Below are 25,987 nucleotides of genomic sequence, written 5' to 3'. Positions count from 1 at the left end.
ATGGCCGGGGCGAGCACGGAAGGCGCTGGCGGCGCGGCTGCAGCCAGCGGCAGCGGACTTGTGGTCACCGGCGCGACGGTCGCACGCCTTGCACGCGGCGTCCGGCTTCGCGAAGACCCCGTGCGCGGACAGACGGTTCTGCTGGCGCCCGAGCGGGCGCTGGCGCTGGACGAGATCGCGGTCGCGATCGTCAAGGCGCTGGACGGCGCTAGGGACCTCGACACGATCGCCGCGGATTTCGCCCGCCGCTTCGAGGCGCCGCAGGACCAGGTGCTGGCCGACGTGATCGCCTTCATCCGGGAATTCTCCGACCGGCGGCTGCTGGAGATCGTCCGATGAACGAGCACCCTTCGCCTGCCCGCTTCGCGGCGCAACGTCCGCCGCCGCCGATCGCACTCCTCGCAGAGCTCACCCATCGCTGTCCGCTGGCCTGTCCTTACTGCTCCAATCCGCTCGAGCTCTCCCGCGCATCGCAGGAGCTTTCGACGGAGGAATGGATCGAGGTCTTCCGGCAGGCAGCGGAGCTCGGCGTGCTGCACCTGCATCTTTCCGGCGGCGAACCGGCCTCGCGCCGCGACCTCGTCGCACTGACGCGGGCGGCGGCCGGCTTCGGGCTCTACACCAATCTCATCACCTCCGGCGTCGGGCTGACCGAGGCCCGGATCGGAGAGCTGGCCGAGGCAGGCCTCGACCATCTGCAACTGTCGATCCAGGGGGTGACGCCGGAAAAGGCCGATCTGGTCGGCGGATATGCCGGCGGTTACGCCCGCAAGATCGCCGTTGCCGGCTGGACGCGCACGGCCGGCATTCCGCTCACCGTCAACGCGGTCTGCCACAAGCAGAACATGGACGAGATCGAGGACATGGTAGCGCTCGCCATCGAACTCGGCGCGCGGCGGATCGAGATCGCCACCGTGCAGTTCCACGGCTGGGCCGAGCGCAACCGGGCAAGCCTCATGCCGACCCGGGCGCAGGTCGAGGCGACCAATGCCTTCGTCGCCGAGGCACGGGCGCGGCTTGCCGGCACGCTGGTGATCGACTACGTGCCCGCCGACCACCATTCGCGTTATCCCAAGGCCTGCATGGGCGGATGGGGCCGCACCGGGCTCAACGTCAATCCGGAAGGCCGCGTGCTCCCCTGCCATGCGGCAGAGACCATTCCGGGGCTCTCCTTCGACACTGTCCGCGAGACGGACTTGTCGGAGATCTGGCTGAACGGCCAGGCTTTCAACGCCTTTCGCGGCGACGACTGGATGGCGGAGCCGTGCCGCAGCTGCGAGCGCAAGCATGTCGACTTCGGCGGCTGCCGCTGCCAGGCGATGGCGCTGGCCGGAGACGCGACGGCCACCGACCCGGTCTGTATCCGCTCTCCGCTCCATGCCGGCCTTGCGGCCGCGGCCGAAGCGGACGGAGAGGCCGAACCCGGCCCCTTCGTCTATCGCGGACGTTGATCGGCCTCGTCCGGTGCTCCCCGATCAAGCGCGGTGTCTCGCAACCTGCCAGCTGATGCGGCTGCTCGACCGGCATCCGGAACTAATCGACGAACTGCGTTGATTTTGGCGATCGTCAGTTTTCGCCCGCGGCACTTTTGGCTATGGTGCCGGCGAAACACTGGAGGAGACTGACATGACGGCCCTTTTCGCTCGCCTTGTCGCCATGATCGGCGCCGCGATGATCCTGATGCGGCGCTGGGGCAAGAGCCCGGAAAAGCCGGCGCTCGGCGGCGCGCCCATCATTCCGGAGGCGAAGGCCCAGCGCATTCCGACGTTGAAGATGCCGACGGCCAAGGGCTGGGCCGGGGACCATGCCCCGACCGCCGCGCCCGGCCTCAAGGTCAACGCCTTCGCGAGAGGCCTCAAGCATCCGCGCTGGATCCATGTGCTGCCGAACGGCGACGTGCTGACCGCGGAAGCTCTCGGCGTCGACGGCGGGCGGATCAGGACGCCGTTCGACTATGCGATGTATTCGACGATGAAGCGGGCGGCGGCGATCGGCGACAGCCCGAACCGCATCACACTCCTGCGCGACGCGGATGGTGACGGTGTCGCCGAGATCCGCCATACCTTCATGGAAGGCCTCAATCATCCGTTCGGCATGGCGATGCTCGACGGTACCTTCTATGTCGGCAATACCGACGGGGTCGTCGCCTATCCCTATACCGACGGCGCGACGCAGATCCGGGCCGAGGGCCGCAAGATCGCCGATTACAAGCCGGCCGGCCACTGGACCCGCAGTATCCTGCCGAGCCGCGACGGCAAGAAACTCTATGTCGGCGTCGGCTCACTCAGCAACATTGCCGAACACGGTTTCGAGGTCGAGGAAGGCCGCGCCTGCATCTATGAGATCAATCTCGAGACCGGCGAGAACCGGATCTTCGCCGGCGGCCTGCGCAACCCGGTGGGGCTCGCCTTCGAGCCGACGACCGGCGATCTCTTCACCGTCGTCAACGAACGCGACGGCCTCGGCGACGAGACCCCGCCCGACTACCTGACCTCTGTCAAGGACGGCGGCTTTTACGGCTGGCCGTTCTGCTACTGGGGCAAGACGGTCGACGACCGCGTGCCGCAGGATCCGGCCAAGGTCGCGAGCGCCATCCGCCCCGACTATGCGCTGGGCGGCCATACGGCCTCGCTCGGCCTGTGCTGGCTGCCGGCGGGTACGCTGCCCGGCTTCCCGGACGGCATGGTGATCGGCCAGCACGGCTCGTGGAACCGATCGAACCTCGCCGGCTACAAGGTGATCTTCGTGCCCTTCGAGGACGGCCGCCCGTCGGGTCCGCCGCGCGACATCCTGACCGACTTCCTGGCCCCGGACGAAAAGCACTCCTATGGTCGCCCGGTCGGGGTGACCATAGGACCGGACGGCTCGCTGCTGGTGGCGGATGATGTCGGCGACGTCATCTGGCGGGTGACCGGCGCAACGGCCTGATCGGATACTTTCAAGAGTGTAGGGTGACCGGCGACGGTAACCCTACACCCTGTTGAACCGGCCGGGCGCGTCTCGGACCACTTCCCGCCGCTCGTTCGTTCTATTTCAGATAGCCGTAGAGCCAGTCGCGCGTATCTTCCGGAAGACCTATCGGCTCACCGCTTGCGGGATCGATGGCGACCCAGATGATCTCGATCTCGGCGGCGAGGATGCCTTCGCACAGCATCCGCACATTGAACCCGATCGACTTGCCGCCGATCTTGTCCACCGTGACCGTCAGGCGCACACGATCATCGAGACGCAAGGGCGCGTGAAGACGGATCTCGATCTTCGTCGCCTGGAAATGCGGCTCGTCCTCCAGCGGCGGACGATAGCGCCAGAAATGGGAAAGCGCGGTCTCGGCATAGGCGAGATGGGCCGCGTTGTGCAGCCGGCCCGTCATGTCGATGTCGCGATAAGGAACGAGGATCTCCGTCACCTCGACGCGTTCCAGATCGTCCATGCGCTCCCTTCCCGATTGGCCTTTGCTACGGATATTCAAGGACATTTCCCGGCAGACCACAAGACTTGGCCCCAAAAACCGCCGGTGGTGCGGGGAAAAACGCAACAAAGAGGCTGTCCACAGGCCGGACGGCAAGATTTTACGGTGCCGGTGGATCATGACGGCAGCGCGCACTATGTTTGCCGGGACATTCCGGACGCCGGGCCATCCTGGCCAACCGGAGCCTTCGAGGAAACGCGCGATGACCACACGTCTCTACGAGAATGCCGTCTTTCTCGAACACAATACACCCGCCGGCCACCCCGAGCGGGCCGACCGGCTGCGTTCGCTCAACATCGCGCTGGAGCACCCGAACTTTTCCGCCCTCGAGCGCGTCGAGGCGCAGATCGCCAACGAGGATGCGGTGACGCTCGCCCATCCCGAGGAACATCTCTTCGCGGTCATGCGCGAAATTCCGGAGGAAGACGGCGAGATCAACCAGATCGAGGCCGACACCTATGCCTCGCCGCAGAGCCTCAAGGCGGCGCTGACGGCGATCGGCGGGGCGACCGCCGCGGTCGATGCCGTGATGAGTGGCGAGATCGCCAACGCTTTCGTCGCCGGACGCCCGCCGGGCCACCATGCGGAGAAATCCAAGGCGATGGGCTTCTGCCTGTTCAACACGGTGGCGATCGCCGCACGTCACGCGCAGCGGACATTCGGCGTCGAGCGGGTGGCGATCATCGACTGGGACGTGCATCACGGCAACGGCACGCAGGACATTTTCTGGGACGATCCGTCGGTGCTGTTCTGCTCGACGCATCAGATGCCGCTCTATCCTGGCACCGGCGCCAGGGACGAGACGGGCGTGAAGAACAACGTCGTCAACGCGCCGCTGTCGCCCAATGTCGGCTCGGATCATTTCCGCGAGGCGTTCAAGAGCCGGGTCCTGCCGGCGCTTCACGATTTCTCGCCCGACCTGATCCTGATATCCGCCGGCTTCGACGCCCACCATCGCGATCCGCTGGCGCAGATCAACCTGGTCGGCGAGGATTTCGACTGGGCGACGGGACGACTGATGGAAGTGGCCGATCGTTTTGCCCACAACCGGGTCGTCAGCCTTCTCGAAGGCGGCTATGATCTGGAAGGTCTCGCCGAATCGGCGGGCCTGCATATCCTGAGACTGATGAAGGGTTGAACATGAGCGAAAACGCCGTTTCCGCCGAGATTTCCGGCTATTCCTTCGAGAAGGCGGTGGCCGAGCTCGAAAGCATCGTGGCCAGACTGGAACGCGGCGACGTGGCGCTCGACGAGTCGATCGCCATCTACGAGCGCGGCGAGCTTCTGAAGAAGCACTGCGAGACGCTGCTCAACGCCGCCGAAAGCCGCATCGAGAAGATCCGCCTCGACCGGGCCGGAAAGCCCACAGGCACCGAGCCGCTGGATCCGCAGTAAGGCCGTCGGGTTCGTTCCCATAGACGGACCGTTCGCCGAACAGACGCTTTCAGCACGACCGGTTCGGTCCTAGTTTGCAAGCTGTGCGATTAACCGGAGGCCGCCTGCCATGTCCTTCTTTCCCGGCAACGATCCCCTTCCCGGCGACGCCTTTGCCTGCGACGCGATCGAGAACCTGATCATTCCGCGCTCCAGCGATATCGGCGGCTTTGCAGTGCGCCGGGCGCTGCCGACGGCGAAGCGACGGCTGGTCGGGCCGTTCATCTTCTTCGACCGGATGGGCCCGGCCCTGCTTCGGGCCGGCGAGGCGCTCGACGTCAAGCCGCATCCGCATATCGGGCTTTCCACCGTCACCTATCTGTTCGACGGCGAGATCAAGCATCGCGACAGCCTCGGCACGGAACTGGTGATCGAGCCAGGCGACATCAACCTGATGACGGCCGGGCGCGGCATCGTGCATTCCGAACGCACGCCGGAAAAGCTGCGCGGCCATCCGCTGTCGATCTCCGGGCTGCAGACCTGGCTGGCGCTGCCGGACGACAGGGAAGAGATCGATCCCGCCTTTGCCCACACGGCAAAGAGCCTGATGCCGACTTTCGACGCCAGCGGGGCAAGCGGCCGCGTGGTGATCGGCAGCCTCGGCGGGCTGACATCACCGGTCAAAACCTATTCCGACACGCTCTACGTCGACCTGACGCTCGCGCCCGGCGGCAGCTTTCCCTTCGATGCCGAGCACGAGGAACGCGCGGTCTACATCCTTTCCGGCGAGGTGGAGATCGCCGGAGACCGGTTCGCCGCCGACCAGCTGCTGGTCTTCCGTCCCGGCGATCAGATCACGCTCTCGGCCGGCGCGGCGGGTTGCCACCTGATGTTGTTCGGCGGCGCGGCATTGAATTCGAAGCGCTACATCTGGTGGAACTTCGTCTCCTCATCGAAGGAGCGCATCGAACAGGCCAAGGAAGAGTGGAGAACCGGCCGTTTCGACATCGTGCCCGGTGACGAGGAGGAATTCGTGCCTTTGCCGGAAGGCCGATGACGTCTATATAGTTTCCCGGTGCCGAATATTTGCCCCGATCGTCGTGGGATGCTATCGCGCACCCAAGACGAATAGAAGAGGCGACTGCCCCGTGACATCCCTTCCCGAAACCCCGCTGCTGGACAAGGTGAAGCTGCCAGCCGACCTGAAGGCCATCGACGACCGCGACCTGCCGCAGCTCGCGCGCGAACTGCGCGACGAGATGATCGATGCGGTATCGAAGACGGGCGGCCATCTCGGCGCGGGCCTCGGTGTGGTGGAACTGACGATTGCCATCCACAAGGTATTCGACACACCGAACGACCGGCTGATCTTCGACGTCGGCCACCAGTGCTATCCGCACAAGATCCTGACGGGTCGGCGCGACCGCATCCGGACGCTCCGCCAGGAAGACGGTCTGTCCGGCTTCACCAAGCGTGCCGAGAGCGAATACGATCCCTTCGGCGCCGCTCATTCGTCCACCTCGATCTCCGCCGGCCTCGGCATGGCGGTGGCCGCCGATCTTTCCGGCTCCGACCGCAAGGTGATCGCCGTCATCGGCGACGGGGCAATGTCGGCCGGCATGGCCTATGAGGCGCTCAACAATGCCGGCGCGCTCGATGCGCGTCTCATCGTCATCCTCAACGACAACGACATGTCCATCGCGCCGCCGACGGGTGCGATGAGCGCCTATCTCGCACGGCTGGCCTCCGGCCGCACCTATATGGGCTTCCGCGACTTTGGCAAGAAGCTGACGGCCTATCTCGGCAAGACGGTGGACCGGGCGATCACGCGGGCCGTCGAACACGCGCGCGGCTATGTCACCGGCGGCACCATGTTCGAGGAGATGGGCTTCTACCATATCGGCCCGATCGACGGGCATTCCTTCGACCATCTTCTGCCGGTCTTGCGCAATGTGCGCGACAACGGTCAGGGTCCGGTGCTCATCCATGTCGTCACCCAGAAGGGCAAGGGCTACGCCCCTGCGGAAGCCGCCGCCGACAAGTATCACGGCGTCAACAAGTTCGACGTCATCACCGGCGCCCAGGCCAAAGCGAAACCGAATGCGCCGTCCTACACCTCCGTCTTCGGCGAAGCCCTGGTCCAGGAAGCGACCCACGACGAGAAGATCGTCGGCATCACGGCCGCCATGCCGTCCGGCACCGGGCTGGACAAGCTTCAGGAGGTGTTCCCGAAACGCACCTTCGACGTCGGCATCGCGGAGCAGCATGCCGTGACCTTTGCTGCGGGCCTGGCCGCGGAAGGCTTCAAGCCGTTCTGCGCGCTCTATTCGACCTTCCTGCAGCGCGGCTACGACCAGGTCGTCCACGACGTGGCGATCCAGGGGCTGCCTGTGCGCTTTCCGATCGACCGCGCCGGTTTCGTCGGCGCCGACGGCCCGACCCATGCCGGATCGTTCGACACCGGTTTCCTTGCCTCGCTTCCCGGCTTCGTCGTCATGGCGGCCGCCGACGAGGCCGAACTCAAGCACATGGTGCGAACGGCTGCCGCTTATGACGCCGGCCCGATTTCCTTCCGCTATCCGCGCGGCGAGGGCGTCGGTGTCCAGTTGCCCGAGCGCGGCGAGATCCTCGAGATCGGCAAGGGCCGCGTGATGAAGCAGGGCGGCAAGGTCGCCCTCCTCTCCTTCGGCACCCGGCTGGCCGACTGTCTGCTGGCGGCCGAAGACCTCGATGCGGCCGGCCTTTCCACCACCGTCGTCGATGCCCGCTTCGCCAAGCCGCTCGACCATGACCTGATCCGCCAGCTGGCGCGCCACCATGCGGTGCTCGTCACCGTCGAGGAAGGCGCCGTCGGTGGCTTCGGCAGCCAGGTCGTGCAATTCCTCGCCAGCGAGGGCCTTCTCGACCACGGATTGAAGTTCCGCTCGATTGCCTTGCCGGATATTTGGATGGACCAGGCAAAACCCGAGGTGATGTATGCCAAGGCGGGTCTCGACTGCCACGGCATCACGCAGACCGTCTTCAAGGCTCTCGGTCAGGCCGGCTTCGGCGTCAACGCTGCGGGATAAGGCAAGACGAAACCGGCCCGTGCGAGAAGCCGATTGCAATGGAGCAATAATGTCCCGGCCCGCTGCATCGCTTGCCCTGGTACTCACCGCCGCGTTCTTCTGTCTCGCCCCACCGGCAGGAGCGTCGGGGGACCGGCAGAGCATGCAGGACTTCCTGAAGAAGGAAACGGGGTGCCGTGAATTCACCGACCAGTGCAGCATCTGCCGCCGCGACGGCGAGACGGTGACGTGCTCGACCCCTTCGACGGCCTGCATCAAGAAGGACTATGTGTGCACGCGGAAGAGCGACGACTAATCGCGCCCGGTCCGTAGTCAACCTCGTCTCCCCCGTGGGGAGAAGAGGGACCTCTGCCTTCGAAACCGCGCTGCTGGACTTCCGCCCCTCCCCCGGATAGACCGGACCAAAAGCCCGAACCCAAGGGCATTTGCGCCTTGAGGGAGGCCCCGATGCAGAGCCATGCCATCGCCGAGGATTTTGCGCCGGACTGGGCGGCAATCGCCGTGGTCATTCTCGGCGTCACCGCCTTTTCCGTGGGCCAGGGGCTGACTTATCCGCTGATCTCGCTGGTGCTCGAAAGCCGCGGCGTGTCGTCGAGCATGGCGGGTCTGAATGCCTCGGTCTTTGCCGCCGGCCTTGCCACGTCTACGCTTCTGATCTCGCGGCTGACCGCGCTGCTGCGCGGCGACCGGCTGATCGTCGCAGGGCTTGTCGGGGCGTCGATGTCGCTCACTGCCTTCGCGCTGTTCGACAATCTTGCCGTCTGGTTCCTCGCCCGTTACCTGCTCGGCTGCTCGACGAGCATCATCTTCACCGTCAGCGAAGCGTGGCTGAACACTGCCTGCCCCGACCGTCTGCGCGGACGTGTCTCCGGGATCTATGGAGCCAGCATGTGCGCCGGCTTCGCCGCGGGCCCGCTCGCCATTCCCTTCGTCGGCACCGATGACGGCTTCGCTTTCGCGCTGATCGCCGTCTATGTCGCCTTCGTCGCCTTCGCCTCGGTCATGCTGGGACGTTTCGCCCGCACGCGTCCGGAAGCCTCCGGTGCCGGGGGGCTGCTGCAGTTCGTGCGCGCGGCACCAGTTCTCGCTCTGATGGTCGTCGCGTTCGGCTTTTCAGACATCGCGGCGATTTCGACCATCCCGCTCTACTTCGTCGAGCGCGGCTATTCGGAAAACTTCGCCGCGCTGGTGGTGACGATGGTGGCGCTTCCGACGGCGCTCGCCCAGCCGCTGGTGGGCTGGCTGCTCGACCACGCGTCGCGCCCGCTGATCGCCGTCGGTTCGGCGCTCGCCTGCGGCGCAAGCTTCCTGCTCCTGCCGTTCCTCTCCTCGGAATATGCGCTGCTTGCGACCGTATCGCTGCTCGGGGCGGCGAGTTTTTCGCTCTACACCTGCGCGCTGACGCTTCTCGGCGACCAGTTTCGCGGCGGACTGCTGGTCTCGGGCGCTGCCGCCTACGGTCTTGCCTACGCGATCGGCAGTGCGGCCGGCTCTGGCGCCACGGGCCTTGTCATGGACCTGTCGCTGAGTGCCGGGCCGCTATCCGTCGGTGCGATCATGCTGATCTTTGCCGGTGTGTTCGCCTTCGGACTCGGTCGGCGCGGGACACCTGCCTGAGACTGTCCTGACCTTCGGACTGGATTTTGCCACACCGATCTGCTTTGACCGGTGCATGCTCGAAACTTCGCCACCCGACATCTTCGACTGCCAGACCTGCGGGGCCTGTTGTGCCTATTCCGCAGAATGGCCGCGCTTCTCGCTGGAGAGCGACGAGGAGATCGCCCAGATCCCCGACGCTCTCATCGCTACAGATCTCTCCGGAATGAAATTCGAGGGCGGCCGGTGCGCCGCGCTCACCGGTGACGTTGGCAAGCATGTGGGATGCGCGGTCTATGCTGCCCGACCATTGGTCTGCCGCACCTGCATGCCAGGTGACGAGGAATGCAAGATGGCCCGCGCAGAACTCGGCTTTGCCATTGACGCGCTGCCGGATCCCGACCGCTTTCTCTGATCTTCCTTCAGGGTACCGTGACCCCCACCACGTCGGCGGTCAGTTCGCTGCCAAGTTCGACCTTCCCGGACTGCTTGTCCATCACGCAGACGTAAGCGACCGTTTCCTCCGCGCCCTTCGCCTTGCCGGACAGGATGGCGAGGCCGAAGCGCTCGCTGCCGAAGGGATCGACCGCGGCGCGGGCCTTGTCAACAACCGGGGCGGCGGCCTCCAGGCATTTTGCCTCAACCTCCCTGGCGAACGCTTCCCATGCGTCATCCGACGAGGCGAAAGCGGGCACGGCGGCGAGCAGCAGGAGAACGGATGCGGAGGTGAAGCGCGACATTTCAAGATCCTTTCGGGCAAACCCCGCGCGTTTGGCGAGGTTGCGGAAAATACATGTCTTTCTACCCCGGCAGCAGAGATAAATCTTCCTTGCTGATAGACAATTTTGACCTTTGGCAGGTTGCCTCTCCGGGGTTCCCCTCCTATGTTCCCGGTCAACGACAATTCACGCACCTGGTTGCCAAAAGGAGATACCACTATGGCTTTCGTGTTGCCCGAACTCCCCTATGCCTACGACTCGCTCGCGCCCTTCATGTCGGCCGAGACCCTCGAGTACCACCACGACAAGCACCACAAGGCCTATGTCGACAACGGCAACAAGCTGGCCGCCGAAGCGGGTCTCGGCGACCTGTCGGTCGAAGAGGTGGTCAAGAAGTCCTTCGGCACCAACCAGGGCCTCTTCAACAATGCGGCCCAGCACTACAACCACATCCATTTCTGGAAGTGGATGAAGAAGGACGGCGGCGGCAACAAGCTGCCCGGCAAGCTTCAGGCTGCAATCGACAGCGACCTCGGCGGCTATGACAAGTTCAAGGCAGACTTCGTCGCTGCCGGCACGACCCAGTTCGGCTCTGGCTGGGCATGGCTCTCCGTCAAGGACGGCAAGCTCGCCATCTCCAAGACCCCGAACGGCGAGAACCCGCTCGTCCACGGCGCCTCCCCGATCCTCGGCGTCGACGTCTGGGAACACTCCTACTACATCGACTACCGCAACGCCCGTCCGAAGTATCTCGAAGCCTTCGTCGACAGCCTGATCAACTGGGACTACGTGCTGGAAATGTACGAAGCCGCCACGAAGTAATCTTCGTCCGCTTCAGGCATCCCGAAACGCCCGGCAGAGCATCGCTCGCCGGGCGTTTTCCTTTTCAGACACTCACGTGCCACGGATCGTGCTCCGCATTGCCGCCCAGCTGCTCGACGAGGAAGTCGATGAAGAGACGGACCCGCAGCGGCAGCAGATTGCGGTGCGGAAAAAGGATGTAGATGCCGAGCGAACCGCAATCGCAATCGGGAAAGAGCGAGACGAGTTCGCCGTTGCGAAGGGCCGTGCCGCAGACGAAGCTCGGCAGCAGACCGATGCCCACGCCGGTCCGCGCGGCCTCAAGAAGGGCCTCGGCGCTGGTCGACAACACACGGGGCGACACCCTCACCTGTTGCGAGCGGCCGTCATGGGTGAAGGACCAGGTGGTCCAGGGCTGGGGCACGGCGAAGGCGAGACATTGGCGCCTGGCCAGTTCCGCAGGCTCGACCGGATGCCCTTCGCGTTCCAGATAGGCCGGACTCGCGACGATATGGAAGCGCGACAGCGCAATGCGCCGCCCGACGAGGCTGGTGTCGAGGTCGCGGGCGATGCGGATGGCAAGATCATAGCCTTCCTGCACGATGTCGGCCCTGCGGTTGGCCAGATCGAGCACGATGTCGATCCCCGGATGCCGGTCGAGAAAGGTGGCGATCATCGCCGGTAGATGCAGGTTGCCGAACTCGATCGGCGCCGTAATCCGCAGGGTGCCGCGCGGCGCACTGGTATCGGCGGCAGCTTCGGCCTCGGCGACCTCGACGCGGCGCAGGATGGCGCAGCATTGTTCGAAGTAGGAGGCGCCGGCCTCGGTGGGCCGGACCTGGCGCGTCGTGCGGTTCAGCAGGCGCGCAGCGGTCCGCTTCTCCAGGTGGACGACGTGTTTGCTTACCATCGCGGGCGACAGATTGAGGCTTCTGGCCGCGGCCGCAAGGCTACCCAACTCGACGACGCGCACGAAGACCTGCATGCTTTCCAGCGTATCCATGCCACCCCCAGCATTTACTCCCGGTGACGGGTGCATTCACCCGACGCACGCTTCTGCCGCAGTCGGGGCGCCGATACAACCCGCGTCATTCCCACACTCCTTTCGATGGATCACCAGAATGACCACATTGCTTCAGTTCGACTTTCCCTTCGACGGCCCCTTCGGCGAGGAAATGACCACCGCTTTCCAAGATCTGGCCCGCGACATAGCGGCCGAAGACGGCCTGATCTGGAAGGTCTGGACCGAGAACGAACCCGAACGGCGAGCCGGAGGCATCTATCTCTTCGCAGAGGCCAGTTCTGCAGCGCGCTACCAGGCCAAGCATCAGGCACGCCTCGAAAGCTTCGGCGTCACCGGCATCGTGGCACGCAGCTTCTCGGTCAATGGCCCGCTTTCGGCCATCACGCGCGCGCCGCTCTGAGACGGCGCGCAATGTATACGACACTCGCAGAAGTCCGCATCGAAAGCCTCGCCAAATTCATCGGCATTTTTGCCACCAATGGGGCCATGATGCGCGGCAGGCACGGCAGCCTCGGTGCTAGCGTCGTCGCGACACGAGAGCCCGGCCGCGTCTTCGTTCTCATCGACTGGCCGAGCGAAGAGGCCTTTGCCGCTTTCCGCAACGATCCGGAAGTGCCGGGCATTATGGCTTCCGGCGGCGCACTGGGACCGCCGACCTTCACCGCCGTCGAGCGGGTGGCAGCACTGCCCGTCTGAGCCGTCGACCAGGCGGTCGGTGGGCGCGCAATGGAACCTTCACGCGGGGCGGACGTTTTCCACGCGAACCGTTTCAACAGGAAAGGATTTCCGATGGCCAGCACGAACAACGACATCCTGAACGAACTGCGCAGCCTCCAGGCCCAGGTCCTGCAATTCAAGGACATCCTGGCCGAGGAAGGCTATTCCGTCGCGGAGGACGTACGCGGCCGGGCTGCGACGGCCATCAATGGTGCGGGCCGCAAGGTGCAGGATGCGGCGAGCTATGCGAAGGACGAGGCTGTGAGCATGGGGACGGTCGTCCGCGACCATCCGGCGGCGGCTTCTACCGCTCTCCTTACCGCCGGCGTGGTCGGTGGCCTGGTCGGCTATTTCCTGGCCAATTCGTCCCAGCCCGCGCGCAACAGCCACTGGAACTGGCGCTGATTGACCGGCCGAGGTCCCTGCTCCTGATCGGGAGATGTGGACAAGGTCTTGGCATCGACCATGCCGGGGCTTCTTCGCATCGGGCGTGGCGACGCGGCATCCCTGCAATGAAAGAGCCGGCAGCATTCAGCTGCCGGCTCTTTACGATTTCAGGTTATCAGCTTTCGGCCTTGTCGATCAGAACTCCGACCATTCCTGCTTGACAGCCGCGTTACCGCTGAAAGCGCTGGTGATGCGGTTGGCGAGTGCGCGGGCCGGAGATGCCGCGGGCCGGGCCACGGGGCTCGCGGGTGCCGGGGCGGCAGAGGGACGGGCGCGCGGTGCTGCGGCTGCAACGTTGGTACCGAGCTCGAACTGGGCGAGCAGCGCATTGAGTGCTGCAGCTTCCGTCGCCAGCGAATGGCTTGCGGCGGTCTGCTCTTCCACCATGGCGGCGTTCTGCTGCGTGCCCTGATCCATCGTGTTGACCGCGGTGTTGATCTCCTGCAGGCCGGTCGACTGTTCGCGGCTTGCGGTCACGATCGCCGAGACGTGCTGGCTGATTTCCTGAACGGCGGCGACGATCTTTTCCAGTTCGCTGCCCGTCTCGCCGACGAGGGCGACACCGTTGCCGACCTGGGTCGACGAGGTGGAGATCAGGGCCTTGATCTCCTTGGCGGCGTTCGCCGAACGCTGGGCAAGTTCGCGGACTTCCTGGGCGACGACGGCAAAACCCTTGCCGGCTTCACCGGCACGGGCGGCTTCGACGCCGGCATTCAAGGCCAGAAGGTTGGTCTGGAAGGCGATATCTTCGATGACACCGATGATGTTGCCGATCTCGCCGGAGGATTTTTCGATCTCTGTCATGGCGGTGACGGCATTGCGAACGACTTCGCCGGAGCGCTCAGCGCCGGTGCGGGTCCGATTGACGAGCTGGCCGACGTCCTCGGCGCGGCGCGCCGTGTCCTTGACCGTGGTGGTTACCTGTTCGAGGGCGGCTGCGGTTTCTTCGATCGAGGCGGCCTGCTGCTCGGTACGGCGGGCGAGATCGTCGGCCGAGGCTCGGATCTCGGCGGCACCGGCATTGATGGCCGAGGCGTTGGCGCCGACCTGGGCGAGTGCAGCCTGAAGCTTCTCGACCGAGCTGTTGAAGTTCCGGCGCAGCGTGTCGAGACGCTCGGCGAAAGCGACCTGGATGCGATAGGCGACATTGCCGTCGGAGAGTGCGGAAAGGCCGGTTGCCAGCTGGTCGACGGCGAAGGCGATCTCTTCGGCCTCGCGTGCCTTGTCGGCTTCGGCGCGGCGACGATCCTGTTCGGCGGCAGCGCGCATGGCCTCGGTCTCGTTCGACAGGCGCAGCTTTTCGACGGCAGCATCCTTGAACACAACCACCGCCTTGGCCATCTGGCCGACTTCGTCGCTGCGGTCGAGCGCCGGGACCTCGACGTCATGATCGCCGCCGGCAAGGCGGGACATAGCGGTCGTCATGCCGACGATCGGGGTGACGATCGAGCGCGAAAGCAACCAGATCAGCACGACGGCGACGGCACCGGCGATCGAGCCGCCGACGAGAAGCGCGAGCTCGAGGTTGAAGTGAGCACTCGCCTGGGCCTCGTGATTGCGGGCCGACATGGTGGCGATCAGATCCTTGATCTTCGCGGCCTCTTCGCGGAAGGAATCGAGCTGGCCCTTGGAGGCGTTGCGGCCGATCTCGATCACTTCCTCGATCGGAGCCTCGGTGTTCTTGCGGGCGGCAAGCTGCGGCTCGGTCAGCTGGGTGTGGAAGACGTCGGCGGCCTTCTTCATGGCATCAAGCGAGGCGACGATCTGGGCATCACCTTCAGCAGCCTTCTTGGCTTCGTCGATGAAGGCCAGCATCTTCTCACGATGGTTGAAGACGTCCTTGTAGGTGCTTTCGCTGCGGAAAAGCAGGAAACCGCGCTGATTGACGGCCTGTTCCAGCATCGATTCCAGCGCACGGTCGGTGAGATTGAGGATCTTTTCGGAACGCTGCTGTTCCTGCGACGCGACCTTTGCCCGATAGGCCTCGACGAAGACGATCGCCGTCGCGAGGAAGCAGCTCGCCATGATGCCGAGGAAGGTAAAAATCAGCTTCTTGTTCAGGGAAAGGTTCTTGAGGGACATGCGATCTCACTCTCGCGACCTCGCCCCGGGAGGAAGGGGGCCGCGGATACGCTGCAACTGACGCATGATTGCGTTCTGCCGCAGCGTCAGACAGTCATGTCACGCTCTCGGTCGCGGCAATGCGGCCAATCGTAACAAGTGTGACCAAGTCGCCTTATGTTTTGGTTATTCTACAGTGCTAAATTTCGCAATTCGGATCATTTAGCGGGGGCAAGCAGCAGGATCTGCAGGTCCTTGTCCGGAAAGAAGTCGGTGGCCGTCATCTCGAAGGTGGTCGGCCCGACCTTGCGCACGTTCTCGCCGCAGAAGCTGATGAAATTCCGCGTGTCCCCCTTGTCGACCGTCAGCTTGAAATTGGCGATCGGCCCTGCCCAGTTGGCACCGGTGGTCAGGATGTAGGAGAGCCACTTTTCGTAATAGTAGTTGCCGGTCTCGTAGTTCTGCTGCTTCTCGAGCTTCGCCGCCACCTTGTAGAAATCGTCGTCGACGCAGTAGCGGTCGCGATAGATATCAAGCTGCTCGTTCTCGGGCTCCTCGCTGACAAAGGTAATCGCGACGGTTCCGCCCACACTCGGCTTGTAGCTGTGATGGACCTTGACCTCCTTGCCCGCGGGGAAGGTGGTCCGCCACCAGTAGACGGTGTCGAGCGTCCAGACCGCGTCGTATTCGGGCGCGACCGGATTTTCCAGATCGTAGGCGGTGTTGAGGATCAAGCCGCGGGTTTCCCAATCCTTCTGGACCTCCGGCGGCAACTTGGCGATTTCGTCGCGGGTCTTCTGGCTCAGCGGCAGGAGTGAAACCCCCTTGCTGCGAACCTCCTCCGTCATGTCGATATTGCCGACCTTGACGCGCTGCTGAAGCTGCGGCTCGATGGACTGGCCATCCTGCGAGACGGTGAAGCCCATGAAGTTGTCATGTTCGAAATCGTCGAGCGCGGCGTTGAAGTCCGGCGCGCCGCTGATTTCCGGCATCGGGAAAGCAACCAGCGTTTCGACATCGCTCTTGCCCTGGTTCTTGAAGACGTAGTCGACGCGGATCTCATCCTGCGAGATGAAGAGATCCTCGCTCAGCATCTCGACCTCTTCCTGACGGGTGTAGACCAGGCCGCCGGCCTCCAGCACCGCCGATGTGTCGTTCGCCATGGCGGCGCCTGCCAGCATCAGCCCGCCAAGGGCCGTCAGAATCCCAGTCTTCATGGTCATCGTCTCCGAGAGTCATCACCGGCCAGAACGGCCTTGCCGCGCAGTTAGGCGGCATTCCGAAGACAAGTCAATCAGGTGCGGCGACCTCATCTGGGTGGTTTGCCAGTGCCTGTGTCGGAGGTCACAGAACCACTCGTCCGGCATCAAAAAAAGGGCTCTCCGGAAGCCGAAATCCGGAGAGCCCCTGCTTGTCAGCGGGTCAGGGAGAGGTCAGTCCCGCTGTCAGAATTCCGTCCACTCGTCTGCCTTGAGTGCGGTGTTGCCGTGGCTGACCGGCATGGACGGCCGGGCCCGGGTGGCCGGCGGAGGAGAAGCCCGACGGGCGGACTGGGTCGGCTGGGATGCCGCCGCGGCCATGGCACCGCTCAGGCGGAAGCCGGAGATCAGGTCGCTGAGACGTGCGCTTTCCATCGCCAGGCTAGCGCTTGCCGCGTTCGATTCCTCGACCATGGCGGCGTTCTGCTGGGTCACCTGGTCCATCTGGTTGACGGCCGTGTTGACCTCGCCCAAACCGTTCGACTGTTCGCGGGCCGAGGTCGCGATGGCATTCATGTGCTCGTTGATCGACAGGATGAGATCCTCGATGCTCTTCAGCGACACGCCGGTCTCGCGCACCAGCTTCACGCCGTTCTGCACTTCGCCGGCCGAGTTCTGGATGAGCCCCTTGATCTCCTTGGCGGCATTGGCCGAGCGCTGAGCAAGTTCGCGCACTTCCTGGGCGACGACGGCAAAACCCTTGCCTGCCTCACCCGCACGGGCAGCCTCGACGCCGGCGTTCAGCGCCAGCAGGTTGGTCTGGAAGGCGATCTCGTCGATCACGGAGATGATGTTGGAGATCTGGTTCGACGAGTCCTCGATACGGCTCATCGCGCTGACCGCCTCGGCCACCACCTGGCCGGACTTCATGGCGCTCGATTTGGCGCGGGTCGCAATCTCGCGGGCTTCCTCGGCGCGCTGGGTGGAGTTGGAAACGTTGACAGTGATCTCGTCGAGGGCGGCGGCAGTTTCCTCGAGGGATGCGGCCTGCTGTTCCGTGCGCTTGGACAGATCCTCGGCACCGGCCGAGATTTCCCGCGTTCCGCTGTCAATGGTGCGGGTGGCGCCGGCAACCGCGGCTAGCGTGCTGCCAAGCTGGGAAACGGCCGAATTGAAGTCGTCACGCAGGGCAATGAAGTCTTCGGAGACGGCTTCGTTGATCTGATAGGTCAGATCCCCGCCGGCGAGTGCCTTCATGCCGACCGCAAGGGCGCTGGTCGCCTCAAGCAGCTTGCGACGGGCCTCTTCCTCGGCACGGCGCTGCAGGACGACGCGCTGTTCCTCACCCGCACGGCGCTGTTCCTCTGCTTCGCGCGTCATGCGAATGTTGTCGAGCGCCGCCTCGCGGAAGATCTGCACCGCAGCGGCCATCGCACCGATCTCGTCCGCACGACCGGCAAAGGGAATTTCGGAGTCGGTATCACCGCCGGCGAGCTTCTTCATGGAATCGGTAATCGCCTTGATGGGATTGGCGATGCCGATAAAGGCAAAGGCCGTGGCGGCGACCACGATCAGCAGCAGCACGGCTATGGCAACATAGGTCTGGAAGGTCGCAGTATGATAGGCCTGTTCGGCGGTCGCCACCGACTTGACGGAACCGTCGACATTGATCTGAACCAGTTCGTTGACCATGCCAATCACCAGCTTCATCTGCCCCCGCATTTCGTCGAGAATGCCGGTTGCTTCCTGGTTCTTGTTGGCGCGGGACAGTTCAAGCATCGCCTCGCCTCGCTTTTCATAAGCGTGAACGCCGTCGACAATGCTCTTCAGAAGCTCGGCTTCGCGGGGGGAAGAGATCAGCGGTTCGTAGCGCTTGGCGGCCTCATCGACCTTGCCCTGCTGTTCGGAGATCGCCTTGTCCGCAGCGACAATGGCTTCGGGCGTCGTAGCGGTTACGTGGTTGAGATAGCTGATGCGCAGCGTGAAGATTTCGGATTCGAGTTCCTTGACCGTCTTTACGCTCGGCAGCCAGTTCTGGCCGACCTGACTTGCCGCCTCATCTATGAGGGCCATCGAGCGAAGGGTCATCCAGGAATAGGCGCTGGTCAGAACAGCGATGGTCGCGAAGATCGCGACGAGGGCAGTCTTGATGCTGGGGCGTTTCATACGCAAGGGTCCTCAAGGGCCGAGATACGGCGGAAAACGTCAATCCACGCTCCGCCGTCATGACATGCGTGTGGGCCGGTTTCGGCCCCATCCATCGCGGCCGCTTGACTCGTTGGTCATGGCCTATATTAGCCGTCGTCTATTAATGATTTTCTAAATTATCATATTCAATACAAATCCGCGGCAAATTTCCCGCCGATCCGGGTCAACTGGCGCTGGTGTCCGACAAAAGCGCTTGCCAATGCGGCGGCGGCCAGCCATTGACAACAACATGTCTCAGCATCCCGAACCCCAGCGCCTCGACCAGCTTCTGGTCGCCCTCGACCTTTTCGCCAGCCGCTCCCGGGCGCGCGACGCGATCCAGCGCGGCACCGTCAAGGTGGACGGCAAGGTCGTCACCAAGCCGAGCCTGGTCTTTTCCGCAGACCATGAATTCGCGATCGACGATCCGGCCCAGGACTATGTGTCGCGCGCGGCGCTCAAGCTCGTGGCCGGCCTCGACCATTTCGGTCTTGATCCCTCGGGTTGCGACTGTCTGGATGTAGGCGCCTCGACCGGCGGCTTCACCGAGGTGCTTTTGAAGCGCGGTGCCGCCCATGTAACTTCCATCGACGTCGGTCACGGCCAGTTCCATCCCCGTCTCGCCGCCGATCCGCGCGTCACCAATATCGAGGGGCTGAACGCCCGCTATCTCGAGCCGGAAGACATCGACAGCCGGCCGATCGACTTCATCGTCTCCGACGTCTCCTTCATATCGCTGAAGCTGGCGCTCGCCCCTGCCCTCGAGATCGCCGAACCCGGGTGCCACTGCCTGCTGCTGGTCAAGCCGCAGTTCGAGGCCGGACGCGAGGCGATCAGCAAGGCGGGATTGCTCAAGGAGCCGGAAACCGCACCGGCTGTGGCGGCCGAACTCGAACGCTGGCTGACCGAAGACATGGGCTGGCAAAGCCTCGGCCTCATCCCCTCACCGATTGCCGGCGGCGACGGCAACGAGGAATTTCTGCTCGCCGGCGAGAAACCCGAGGATGAGGCATGAGCACGGAAACCGTCACGATCGACAGCCTCGGCGCCCAGGGCGACGGGATCTTCCACGCCTCGAACGGACCGGTCTACGTGCCCTTCTCGCTGCCGGGAGAGACACTCGGCATCGCCCGGGTGAAGAACCACGGCACCATCATCTCCTATGGCGAGACCTCGCCGGACCGCATCGCGCCGGCCTGTCGCCATTTCGGCCCGGACGGCAAGGGCGGGAGTTGCGGCGGCTGTTCGCTGCAGCACATGGCAAAGCCCGCATACAATGCCTTCAAGCGCTCGCTGGTCATCGCCGCCCTCAAGTCCAAGGGCATCGACGTTCCGGTCGGTGACCTGATCGAGGCCCAGCCCGGCGAACGGCGACGGGTGGTCTTTGCCGCACGCCGCACCGAGAAAGAACTGCTGATCGGCTTCAACCAGGCGGAAAGCCACCACATCGTAGCGATCGAGGAATGTCCGATCGCCTCGCCCGGCATCCTGTCGCGGCTCGATGCGCTGAAGAAGATCGGCAATGCGATCGCGTCCAATGCCGATCCCTTCCGCATGACGGTGATCGAAACGCCGACCGGGCTCGACATCGCCGTCGACGGACCGAAGAAGCTCGAAGACCGGGAGCGCCGCAGTGTGACCGAGGTGGTGCTTTCCCTGCGTGGCATCGCGCGGGTCTCGTTCAACGGCGAAATCGTCATCGAGCCGCAGAAGCCGCAGCTCGATTTCGGCGGCGTTCCGGTCGTGCCGCCGGCCGGTACCTTCACCCAGGCGACGATCACCGCAGAAGAAGCGATGGCAAGGCTCACGCTCGAGCATGTCGGCAAGGTCAAACGGATCGCCGACCTCTTTGCCGGCATCGGTACCTTCGCGCTGCGTCTGGCGCGCGTCGGGCAGGTCCATGCGGTCGAAAGCGAAGACAAGGCCGTTCGGGCACTCGATCACGCGGCCCGCAACACGCAGGGCCTGAAGCCGGTATCCGTCGAGAAGCGCGACCTCTTCCGCCGGCCGTTGATGGTCTCGGAGCTCAAGGTCTTCGACGCGGTGGTCTTCGATCCGCCGCGCGCCGGCGCGGAGGCACAATGCAAGGAGCTGGCGCGTTCGACCGTGAAGAAGGTCGTTGCGGTCAGCTGTAATCCGCTGTCGCTCGCCCGCGATCTCTCGATCCTGACGGCGGGAGGCTATCGCGTCACCTCGGTGACGCCGATCGACCAGTTCCTGTGGACGCCGCATGTCGAGGTGGTCGCGACGCTTGTCAAGGGCTGAGAATCCCACGCCATGGGCCTCGCATGTGACTTCGGGCGCCACCTCCTAAGAGTTAGTTAAAATACAACCCAAGATTAATATTAGTTAACGTTGCACGCAGTTCGATCCCGTGTCATCGTATTAGCTCCAATGCATATTTGCCAACCGCAATGGTTGAATGGAGGGTTCCCATGTCGGAAGTTGCGATGCACGGACACGGCGTCCGTGGGATGAACCGTGCCGCGTTGCAGGCCCTTGCCGGCAATGCCGATCCTGGAAAGTTCGGCCGAATCTTTCCAACGCTGACAGCGCTGGAGGCCGATGAAGACGACCTCTTCGAACTCGCCACGGCGATGAAGGACGCGGTGGGACCGGACGGAAAGACCGATCCCACCGGCGACAATCCCAATGTTCCAGCCGGGTTTACCTATCTCGGCCAGTTCGTCGACCATGACATCACGCTCGACACGACCCCGCTTGAGCAACAGGAGGCCGATCCGCTGGCGACCAGCAATTTCCGCACGCCGGCGCTGGATCTCGATTCGCTCTATGGCGACGGACCGGGCATCCACCCCTATCTCTACGACCGCGATCCGGCGACCCACCGTGTGATCGAGAAATTCCTGATCGGCAAGGCATCGGCGTCGCAAGACAAGGCCGGAAATCCGATCGCCGCCTTTCCCAACGACCTGCCGCGCAACCAGGTCGGCCATGCGCTTATCTTCGACGAGCGAAATGACGAGAACCTGCTAATCGCGCAGTTCCACCTGCTGATGCTGAAGTTCCACAACAAGGTGGTCGCAGGGCTCGAAGCGACCCAGCCAGGCCTGAAGGGCATGGCTCTCTTTCACGAGGCCCGGCGCATCGTCACCTGGCACTACCAGTGGATCGTGCTCTTCGATTTCGTCGAGCGCCTGACGGAGCCGGGGCTGGTGCGGCGCATCAAGCACGAGGGCCGACGCTTCTACCGCTTCCGCAGTCGCCCGTTCATGCCGGCGGAATTTGCCGCCGCCGCCTACCGGCTCGGCCATTCGATGGTGCGCCAGAGCTACAGCCACAACCGGGTGTTCAATCCCGGTCCGGCCGCCATCGTCGACGGCACGCTGAAACTTCTGTTCAATTTCACCGGCAAGTCCGGCCAGATCGTCGGCGAGCTGGTCGACAAGGGAGCGGTCAACACCGGTGGCGGCCCCGGCCCCTTGCCCGACCTGCCATCCAACTGGATCATCGACTGGCGACGGTTCTTCGATCTCGAGACACCGCCGGAGCCCAACTTCACCCTCAACCACGCCCGGCGGCTCGATCCGTTCATCGTTCCCGAGCTGCACACGCTGCCGGGGCTCAGGCCGGAAACAGACAAGACCGCGGCGCGCGATTTCGTCCTGCCCTTCCGCAACCTCAAGCGCGGTGTGCAGATCGGCTTGCCGTCAGGCCAGGACGTCTGTCGGGCCATGGGAATTGTGCCGATGAAGCCGGCGGAGATCGCCACGGGGCCGGACGGCACGGTCGCCGCCAAGCACGGCTTCCACAAGAAGACGCCGCTCTGGTACTACGTGCTGAAGGAGGCCGAGCACCATCACAAGGGGCTCAGGCTTGGCCCGATGGGATCGACGATCGTGGCCGAGACCTTCCTCGGCCTCGTCCACGGCGATCACGACTCGTTTCTCTGGCAGCAGGCGAACTGGAAGCCCCACCTGCCAAGCGCGACGCCGGGCCACTTCACCATGGCCGACCTCATCCGCTTCGTCGGAGACATCAACCCGATCGGCTGAGAAAGGGGTTCAGCGCGCGTAAAGGGTGCCGTTGCCGACCATGCCGGAGCAGCGGCAGCGGCCACCCACGCGACCGGGCTTGGACGGGCAGGAATAGAGCCCCTTCACTTCGGCGCTCTCCGGCGGCTGGATCAGGCAGAAGAAACGCTGCGGCCTGACGCCAGGGACATATTTGCGCGTCGCCTGGCTTTCGACGGTGGTGTCGTCGCTCTGGGCGAAAGCTTCCATTCCCGCAAGCAGCGGCTCGCCCGCCACGGACATGAGCCCGACGAACAACAAAGCAAGGCCATTCATCCGTTTGCGCATCTGATCCTCCTTGTTGGCGAAATCGCCCGATATGAACCGGAGAAGGATTAAAGAAGCACGAAGGGGCGAGACTATGTCAGCCGCGGCCCTTCATCATGAAGGCTTCGAAAGCAGTGCGGGCTTCGGTGCTCTTCAGCCGCTCGACGAAGTATTTGAGCTCCTCGTCCATGCGGGCCAGCAGCTCGCCGCGGTCGCCGCGGATCAGGTCACGGGCGATGCGCATGGCCTCCGGCGGCTTGGCGGCGAGCGATGCGGCGAGCTTCAGCGTCTCGGCCTCGACCTCGGCGGGCGCCACGACCTTCCAGACCAGACCGGCCTCGCGGGCCTGCTCGGCGGAGAACCCCTCGCTGGCGGCGAGCATGGCAAAGGCGCGCTGGTGGCCCATCATCTTCGGGGCAAGGAGGCTGGAGCCGGCTTCGGGAACCAGAGCCAGGTCTACGAAGGGCGTTTTGAACAGGCTGCGATCGGAGGCGATCGTCATGTCGCAATGCATCTGGATCGTCGTGCCGATGCCGATCGCCAGACCATCGACGCCTGAGACGACGGGCTTGGACACGCTCCACAGCGCCTTGAGGAAACCGAAGGCAGCCGGCTCGCCGACCGCACCGGCCATGGCGAAGGCGAGGAAGTCGGCCATGTCATTACCGGCGGAGAAGCAGCCTTCGGTGCCGAGGAAGGCGACGGTCCGCATCGCGGGATCGTCCTCGGCCTCCAGAAGACCGGTGCTCATCGCGGCATACATCGCCTGGGTGATGGCGTTCTTCTTTTCCGGACGATTGAAGCGGATCACCAGCACGCCGGGATAGGCTTCGGGACGTTCGATCAGGATGTGGTCGGTCATTGGTGTTTCTCCTTGTCTCTTCTCCCCTGCGGGAAGAAGTGCCGAGCGAATGCGAGGCGATGAGGGCTCTCTTGCGAGGCTTCGCCTCTCCCTCATCCGGCCCTTCAGGCCACCTTCTCCCCAACGGGGAGAAGAGGCCTGCGGCCAATGTCCTTACCCAAGCAGCGCCCGTGCTGCCGTCAGGCTCGCTTCGCCGTTGACGACGCGGTCCTTGAGGGCTGCGGTTTCGGCGATCATGTTCTCGGCGGCGAAACGGCAGAGCGCGATGCGGTGGTCACGGCCGTGATCGTCGTCTGCGAGCGCGCCCTTGGCGAGATAGGCGCCGGTGAGTGCCAGACCGAACAGGCGCTGGTAGGCGGTCGCACCGGCGAGTGCGGCGGCGGCATTGCCCTCGGCGAGACGCGCGAGCAGCCATTCGGTGGTGTCGCCGAGATCGGCGAGGCTCGCGTCGAGACGGTCGGCCGTGGTGCCGAAACCATCGAGGTTCGAACCGCGCACCGCCTTGGCGATCTCCTTCAGCTCGGCGATGAAGCCGCGCACCTGCGTGCCGTCCGACAGCGGCAGCTTGCGGGTGACGAGGTCGGCGGCCTGGATGCCGTTGGTGCCTTCATAGATCGGGGCGATACGGGCATCGCGCAGGTAACGGGCGGCGCCCGTCTCCTCGATGAAGCCCATGCCGCCATGCACCTGGATGCCCATCGATGCGACATCGACGCCGGCGTCGGTGGCAAAGGACTTGGCGATCGGGGTCAGCAGCGCGCCGCGTTCGGCCCAGTTCTTTGCCTCAGCCCCTTCCGTGTGGTGCGACATGTCGATGGCGTGGGCGCAGGAATAGCAGATGGCGCGGGCGCCTTGCGTCAGCGCCTTCATGGTGACCAGCGTGCGAGCGACGTCCGGATGCTCGATGATCGGGCTCATGCCCGAACCGGTCCAGCCCGGCGCCTTGCCCTGGGTGCGCTCCTTCGCATAGGCGACCGCCTTCTGGGTCGCGGCCTCGGCAATCGCGACCCCCTGCATGCCGACGGCAAGGCGGGCGTTGTTCATCATGGTGAACATGCAGGCGAGGCCCTTGTTCTCCTCACCGATCAGGTAACCAATGGCGCCGGGTTCGGAACCGAACTTGCCGTCGCCATAGATCATGGTGCAGGTCGGGGAGCCGTGAATGCCGAGCTTGTGCTCGAGCGAATGGCAGTGCAGGTCGTTGCGCGCGCCGATCGAGCCGTCGTCGTTCAGCAGGAACTTCGGCACGAGGAAGAGCGAGATGCCACGCGTGCCGGCCGGCGCATCGGGCAGACGGGCCAGCACCAGATGCACGATGTTGTCGGTGATGTCGTGCTCGCCCCAGGTGATGAAGATCTTCTGGCCGAAGATGCGGTAGGTGCCGTCGTCACGGCGCTCGGCGCGCGACTTCATGACGCCGAGGTCGGAGCCGGCATGTGGCTCGGTCAGGTTCATAGTGGCGGTCCATTCGCCGGACACCATCTTGTGGAGGAACGTCTCCTTGAGCTCGGCGCTGCCATGGGCGGCAAGCGCCTCGGCGGCACCCATGGTGAGCGTCGGGCCAAGCGCAAAGGCCATCGAGCCGGAATTCCACATTTCGAGCGCCGCGACGTTCAGCATGTGCGGCAGCCCCTGCCCACCGAAGGCCTCGGGCGCGACCAGCGCGTTCCAGCCGCCTTCGGCCCAGTGGCGGTAAAGCTCCGCCCAGCCGTCCGGCACCAGCACCTTGCCGTCGACCATGCGGGCGCCCTGCCGGTCGCCGATCTCGGCGAGCGGGGCCACCTCGTCGGAGGCAAAACGGCCGGCCTCGTGCAGAATGGCGTCGACCAGATCGTCGCTGAGGTCGCCGAGCCGCCCGCTTTCCAGCGCATCGGCCATGCCGGCCACATGCTTGAGGGTGAACGCGATTTCCTCTACCGGCGCCTTGTACATGGGCTTGTCCTCCTCGTGACGTCTGGCATTTTCGCGCGGCGCCGGTCCTCCGGGCGAGGCGCGAAAACGTGTCGTTTTGGCTAATTGATTTTTACGTAAACGTCAAATCGTTTCGCATGGCGCCGCCGTGCGACGGCAAATCCGACGCTAGCCGATCCGCAGCACAGCGAACAGTCCCCGACGGGGCGGATTGGCCCAAAGTTGGACGATGCACCGACCTTGCGATTGGC

26 protein-coding genes are annotated in these 25,987 nt (G+C 64.4%); 17 read left to right on the top strand and 9 right to left on the bottom strand.

The genetic code is table 11. The features are described 5' to 3' along the window. From pqqD to ACX93L_RS11270, 3 genes are all read left to right on the top strand, one after another. Entirely contained in the window at positions 1-339 is a 339-nt protein-coding gene (pqqD, locus tag ACX93L_RS11280) for a pyrroloquinoline quinone biosynthesis peptide chaperone PqqD (protein ID WP_459405370.1), read from the top strand. After that, complete coding sequence (gene pqqE, locus ACX93L_RS11275) at positions 336-1,451, top strand: pyrroloquinoline quinone biosynthesis protein PqqE (protein WP_459404918.1); 1,116 nt, start codon at positions 336-338, stop codon at positions 1,449-1,451. Before pqqD ends, pqqE begins: the two co-directional genes overlap by 4 nt. 175 nt (positions 1,452-1,626) lie before the next feature. Then, on the top strand, positions 1,627-2,928 hold the full coding sequence (locus tag ACX93L_RS11270; protein ID WP_459404917.1) for a PQQ-dependent sugar dehydrogenase: 1,302 nt from the start codon (positions 1,627-1,629) through the stop codon (positions 2,926-2,928). A gap of 100 nt (positions 2,929-3,028) precedes the next feature. On the opposite strand, the gene ACX93L_RS11265 is transcribed toward ACX93L_RS11270, so the two are convergent. Next, entirely contained in the window at positions 3,029-3,430 is a 402-nt protein-coding gene (locus ACX93L_RS11265; protein WP_459404916.1) for an acyl-CoA thioesterase, read from the bottom strand. A 241-nt stretch (positions 3,431-3,671) separates the two neighbouring features. On the opposite strand from ACX93L_RS11265, the gene ACX93L_RS11260 reads away from it, so the two are divergent. The 7 genes from ACX93L_RS11260 (at position 3,672) to ACX93L_RS11230 (ending at position 9,922) form a co-directional block, all read left to right on the top strand. Then, positions 3,672-4,607 (top strand): histone deacetylase family protein, encoded by a 936-nt coding sequence (locus tag ACX93L_RS11260; RefSeq protein WP_459404915.1) that lies wholly within the window; start codon positions 3,672-3,674, stop codon positions 4,605-4,607. A gap of 2 nt (positions 4,608-4,609) precedes the next feature. After that, positions 4,610-4,864: an exodeoxyribonuclease VII small subunit gene (locus tag ACX93L_RS11255; RefSeq protein ID WP_459404914.1), complete on the top strand. Its 255-nt coding sequence runs from the start codon at positions 4,610-4,612 to the stop codon at positions 4,862-4,864. 109 nt (positions 4,865-4,973) lie between these two features. Next, entirely contained in the window at positions 4,974-5,900 is a 927-nt protein-coding gene (locus tag ACX93L_RS11250; protein ID WP_459404913.1) for a pirin family protein, read from the top strand. Between the two features lie 91 nt (positions 5,901-5,991). After that, positions 5,992-7,911, top strand: coding sequence for a 1-deoxy-D-xylulose-5-phosphate synthase (gene dxs, locus ACX93L_RS11245; RefSeq protein ID WP_459404912.1), 1,920 nt, complete (start codon positions 5,992-5,994; stop codon positions 7,909-7,911). A 49-nt stretch (positions 7,912-7,960) separates the two neighbouring features. Further along, on the top strand, positions 7,961-8,206 hold the full coding sequence (locus tag ACX93L_RS11240; RefSeq protein WP_459404911.1) for a hypothetical protein: 246 nt from the start codon (positions 7,961-7,963) through the stop codon (positions 8,204-8,206). A 152-nt stretch (positions 8,207-8,358) separates the two neighbouring features. After that, on the top strand, positions 8,359-9,528 hold the full coding sequence (locus ACX93L_RS11235; RefSeq protein ID WP_459404910.1) for an MFS transporter: 1,170 nt from the start codon (positions 8,359-8,361) through the stop codon (positions 9,526-9,528). Positions 9,529-9,583: 55 nt separating this feature from the next. Continuing rightward, positions 9,584-9,922, top strand: coding sequence for a YkgJ family cysteine cluster protein (locus ACX93L_RS11230; RefSeq protein WP_459404909.1), 339 nt, complete (start codon positions 9,584-9,586; stop codon positions 9,920-9,922). Between the two features lie 7 nt (positions 9,923-9,929). Here ACX93L_RS11230 and ACX93L_RS11225 read toward each other — a convergent pair whose 3' ends face one another. Then, on the bottom strand, positions 9,930-10,247 hold the full coding sequence (locus ACX93L_RS11225) for a hypothetical protein (protein WP_459404908.1): 318 nt from the start codon (positions 10,245-10,247) through the stop codon (positions 9,930-9,932). Between the two features lie 198 nt (positions 10,248-10,445). Between ACX93L_RS11225 and ACX93L_RS11220 the strand changes: the two genes are divergently transcribed. Next, positions 10,446-11,048: a superoxide dismutase gene (locus tag ACX93L_RS11220; protein WP_169590089.1), complete on the top strand. Its 603-nt coding sequence runs from the start codon at positions 10,446-10,448 to the stop codon at positions 11,046-11,048. A gap of 64 nt (positions 11,049-11,112) precedes the next feature. On the opposite strand, the gene ACX93L_RS11215 is transcribed toward ACX93L_RS11220, so the two are convergent. Further along, complete coding sequence (locus ACX93L_RS11215) at positions 11,113-12,030, bottom strand: LysR family transcriptional regulator (protein ID WP_459404907.1); 918 nt, start codon at positions 12,028-12,030, stop codon at positions 11,113-11,115. A gap of 118 nt (positions 12,031-12,148) precedes the next feature. On the opposite strand from ACX93L_RS11215, the gene ACX93L_RS11210 reads away from it, so the two are divergent. The 3 genes from ACX93L_RS11210 (at position 12,149) to ACX93L_RS11200 (ending at position 13,173) form a co-directional block, all read left to right on the top strand. Further along, positions 12,149-12,451: a monooxygenase gene (locus ACX93L_RS11210; RefSeq protein WP_459404906.1), complete on the top strand. Its 303-nt coding sequence runs from the start codon at positions 12,149-12,151 to the stop codon at positions 12,449-12,451. Positions 12,452-12,462: 11 nt separating this feature from the next. Further along, a complete protein-coding gene (locus ACX93L_RS11205; RefSeq protein ID WP_459404905.1) occupies positions 12,463-12,747 on the top strand; it encodes an antibiotic biosynthesis monooxygenase family protein in 285 nt (94 codons plus the stop codon). Positions 12,748-12,840: 93 nt separating this feature from the next. After that, on the top strand, positions 12,841-13,173 hold the full coding sequence (locus ACX93L_RS11200) for a hypothetical protein (RefSeq protein ID WP_459404904.1): 333 nt from the start codon (positions 12,841-12,843) through the stop codon (positions 13,171-13,173). A 177-nt stretch (positions 13,174-13,350) separates the two neighbouring features. Here the strand turns inward: ACX93L_RS11200 and ACX93L_RS11195 are convergent, their stop codons facing one another. From ACX93L_RS11195 to ACX93L_RS11185, 3 genes are all read right to left on the bottom strand, one after another. After that, positions 13,351-15,297 (bottom strand): methyl-accepting chemotaxis protein, encoded by a 1,947-nt coding sequence (locus ACX93L_RS11195; protein WP_459404903.1) that lies wholly within the window; start codon positions 15,295-15,297, stop codon positions 13,351-13,353. A 197-nt stretch (positions 15,298-15,494) separates the two neighbouring features. Next, a complete protein-coding gene (locus tag ACX93L_RS11190) occupies positions 15,495-16,493 on the bottom strand; it encodes a DUF4424 domain-containing protein (protein ID WP_459404902.1) in 999 nt (332 codons plus the stop codon). A 228-nt stretch (positions 16,494-16,721) separates the two neighbouring features. Next, entirely contained in the window at positions 16,722-18,641 is a 1,920-nt protein-coding gene (locus ACX93L_RS11185) for a methyl-accepting chemotaxis protein (RefSeq protein ID WP_459404901.1), read from the bottom strand. A gap of 271 nt (positions 18,642-18,912) precedes the next feature. On the opposite strand from ACX93L_RS11185, the gene ACX93L_RS11180 reads away from it, so the two are divergent. From ACX93L_RS11180 to ACX93L_RS11170, 3 genes are all read left to right on the top strand, one after another. Beyond that, a complete protein-coding gene (locus tag ACX93L_RS11180) occupies positions 18,913-19,677 on the top strand; it encodes a TlyA family RNA methyltransferase (protein ID WP_459404900.1) in 765 nt (254 codons plus the stop codon). Next, positions 19,674-20,927 carry a class I SAM-dependent RNA methyltransferase gene (locus tag ACX93L_RS11175; protein WP_459404899.1) on the top strand — a complete coding sequence of 418 codons (1,254 nt, stop codon included), beginning with the start codon at positions 19,674-19,676 and terminating at the stop codon, positions 20,925-20,927. Before ACX93L_RS11180 ends, ACX93L_RS11175 begins: the two co-directional genes overlap by 4 nt. 170 nt (positions 20,928-21,097) lie before the next feature. Continuing rightward, the gene (locus tag ACX93L_RS11170) at positions 21,098-22,678 is read left to right on the top strand and encodes a peroxidase family protein (protein WP_459404898.1); all 1,581 of its coding nucleotides are present in this window, start codon (positions 21,098-21,100) and stop codon (positions 22,676-22,678) included. A gap of 9 nt (positions 22,679-22,687) precedes the next feature. Here ACX93L_RS11170 and ACX93L_RS11165 read toward each other — a convergent pair whose 3' ends face one another. The 3 genes from ACX93L_RS11165 to ACX93L_RS11155 all read right to left on the bottom strand — a co-directional run bounded on the left by ACX93L_RS11165 (position 22,688) and on the right by ACX93L_RS11155 (position 25,757). Next, complete coding sequence (locus ACX93L_RS11165; RefSeq protein WP_169590114.1) at positions 22,688-22,984, bottom strand: hypothetical protein; 297 nt, start codon at positions 22,982-22,984, stop codon at positions 22,688-22,690. A gap of 76 nt (positions 22,985-23,060) precedes the next feature. Continuing rightward, a complete protein-coding gene (locus ACX93L_RS11160; RefSeq protein ID WP_459404897.1) occupies positions 23,061-23,825 on the bottom strand; it encodes a crotonase/enoyl-CoA hydratase family protein in 765 nt (254 codons plus the stop codon). 153 nt (positions 23,826-23,978) lie between these two features. Further along, complete coding sequence (locus ACX93L_RS11155) at positions 23,979-25,757, bottom strand: acyl-CoA dehydrogenase (protein ID WP_459404896.1); 1,779 nt, start codon at positions 25,755-25,757, stop codon at positions 23,979-23,981. Between the last annotated feature and the right edge of the window lie 230 nt (positions 25,758-25,987).

The sequence above is a fragment of the Rhizobium sp. CAU 1783 genome, assembly GCF_054551725.1.
The sequence above is the reverse complement of the archived record's forward strand: the minus strand, read 5'-3'. Positions and strand labels throughout refer to the sequence as shown.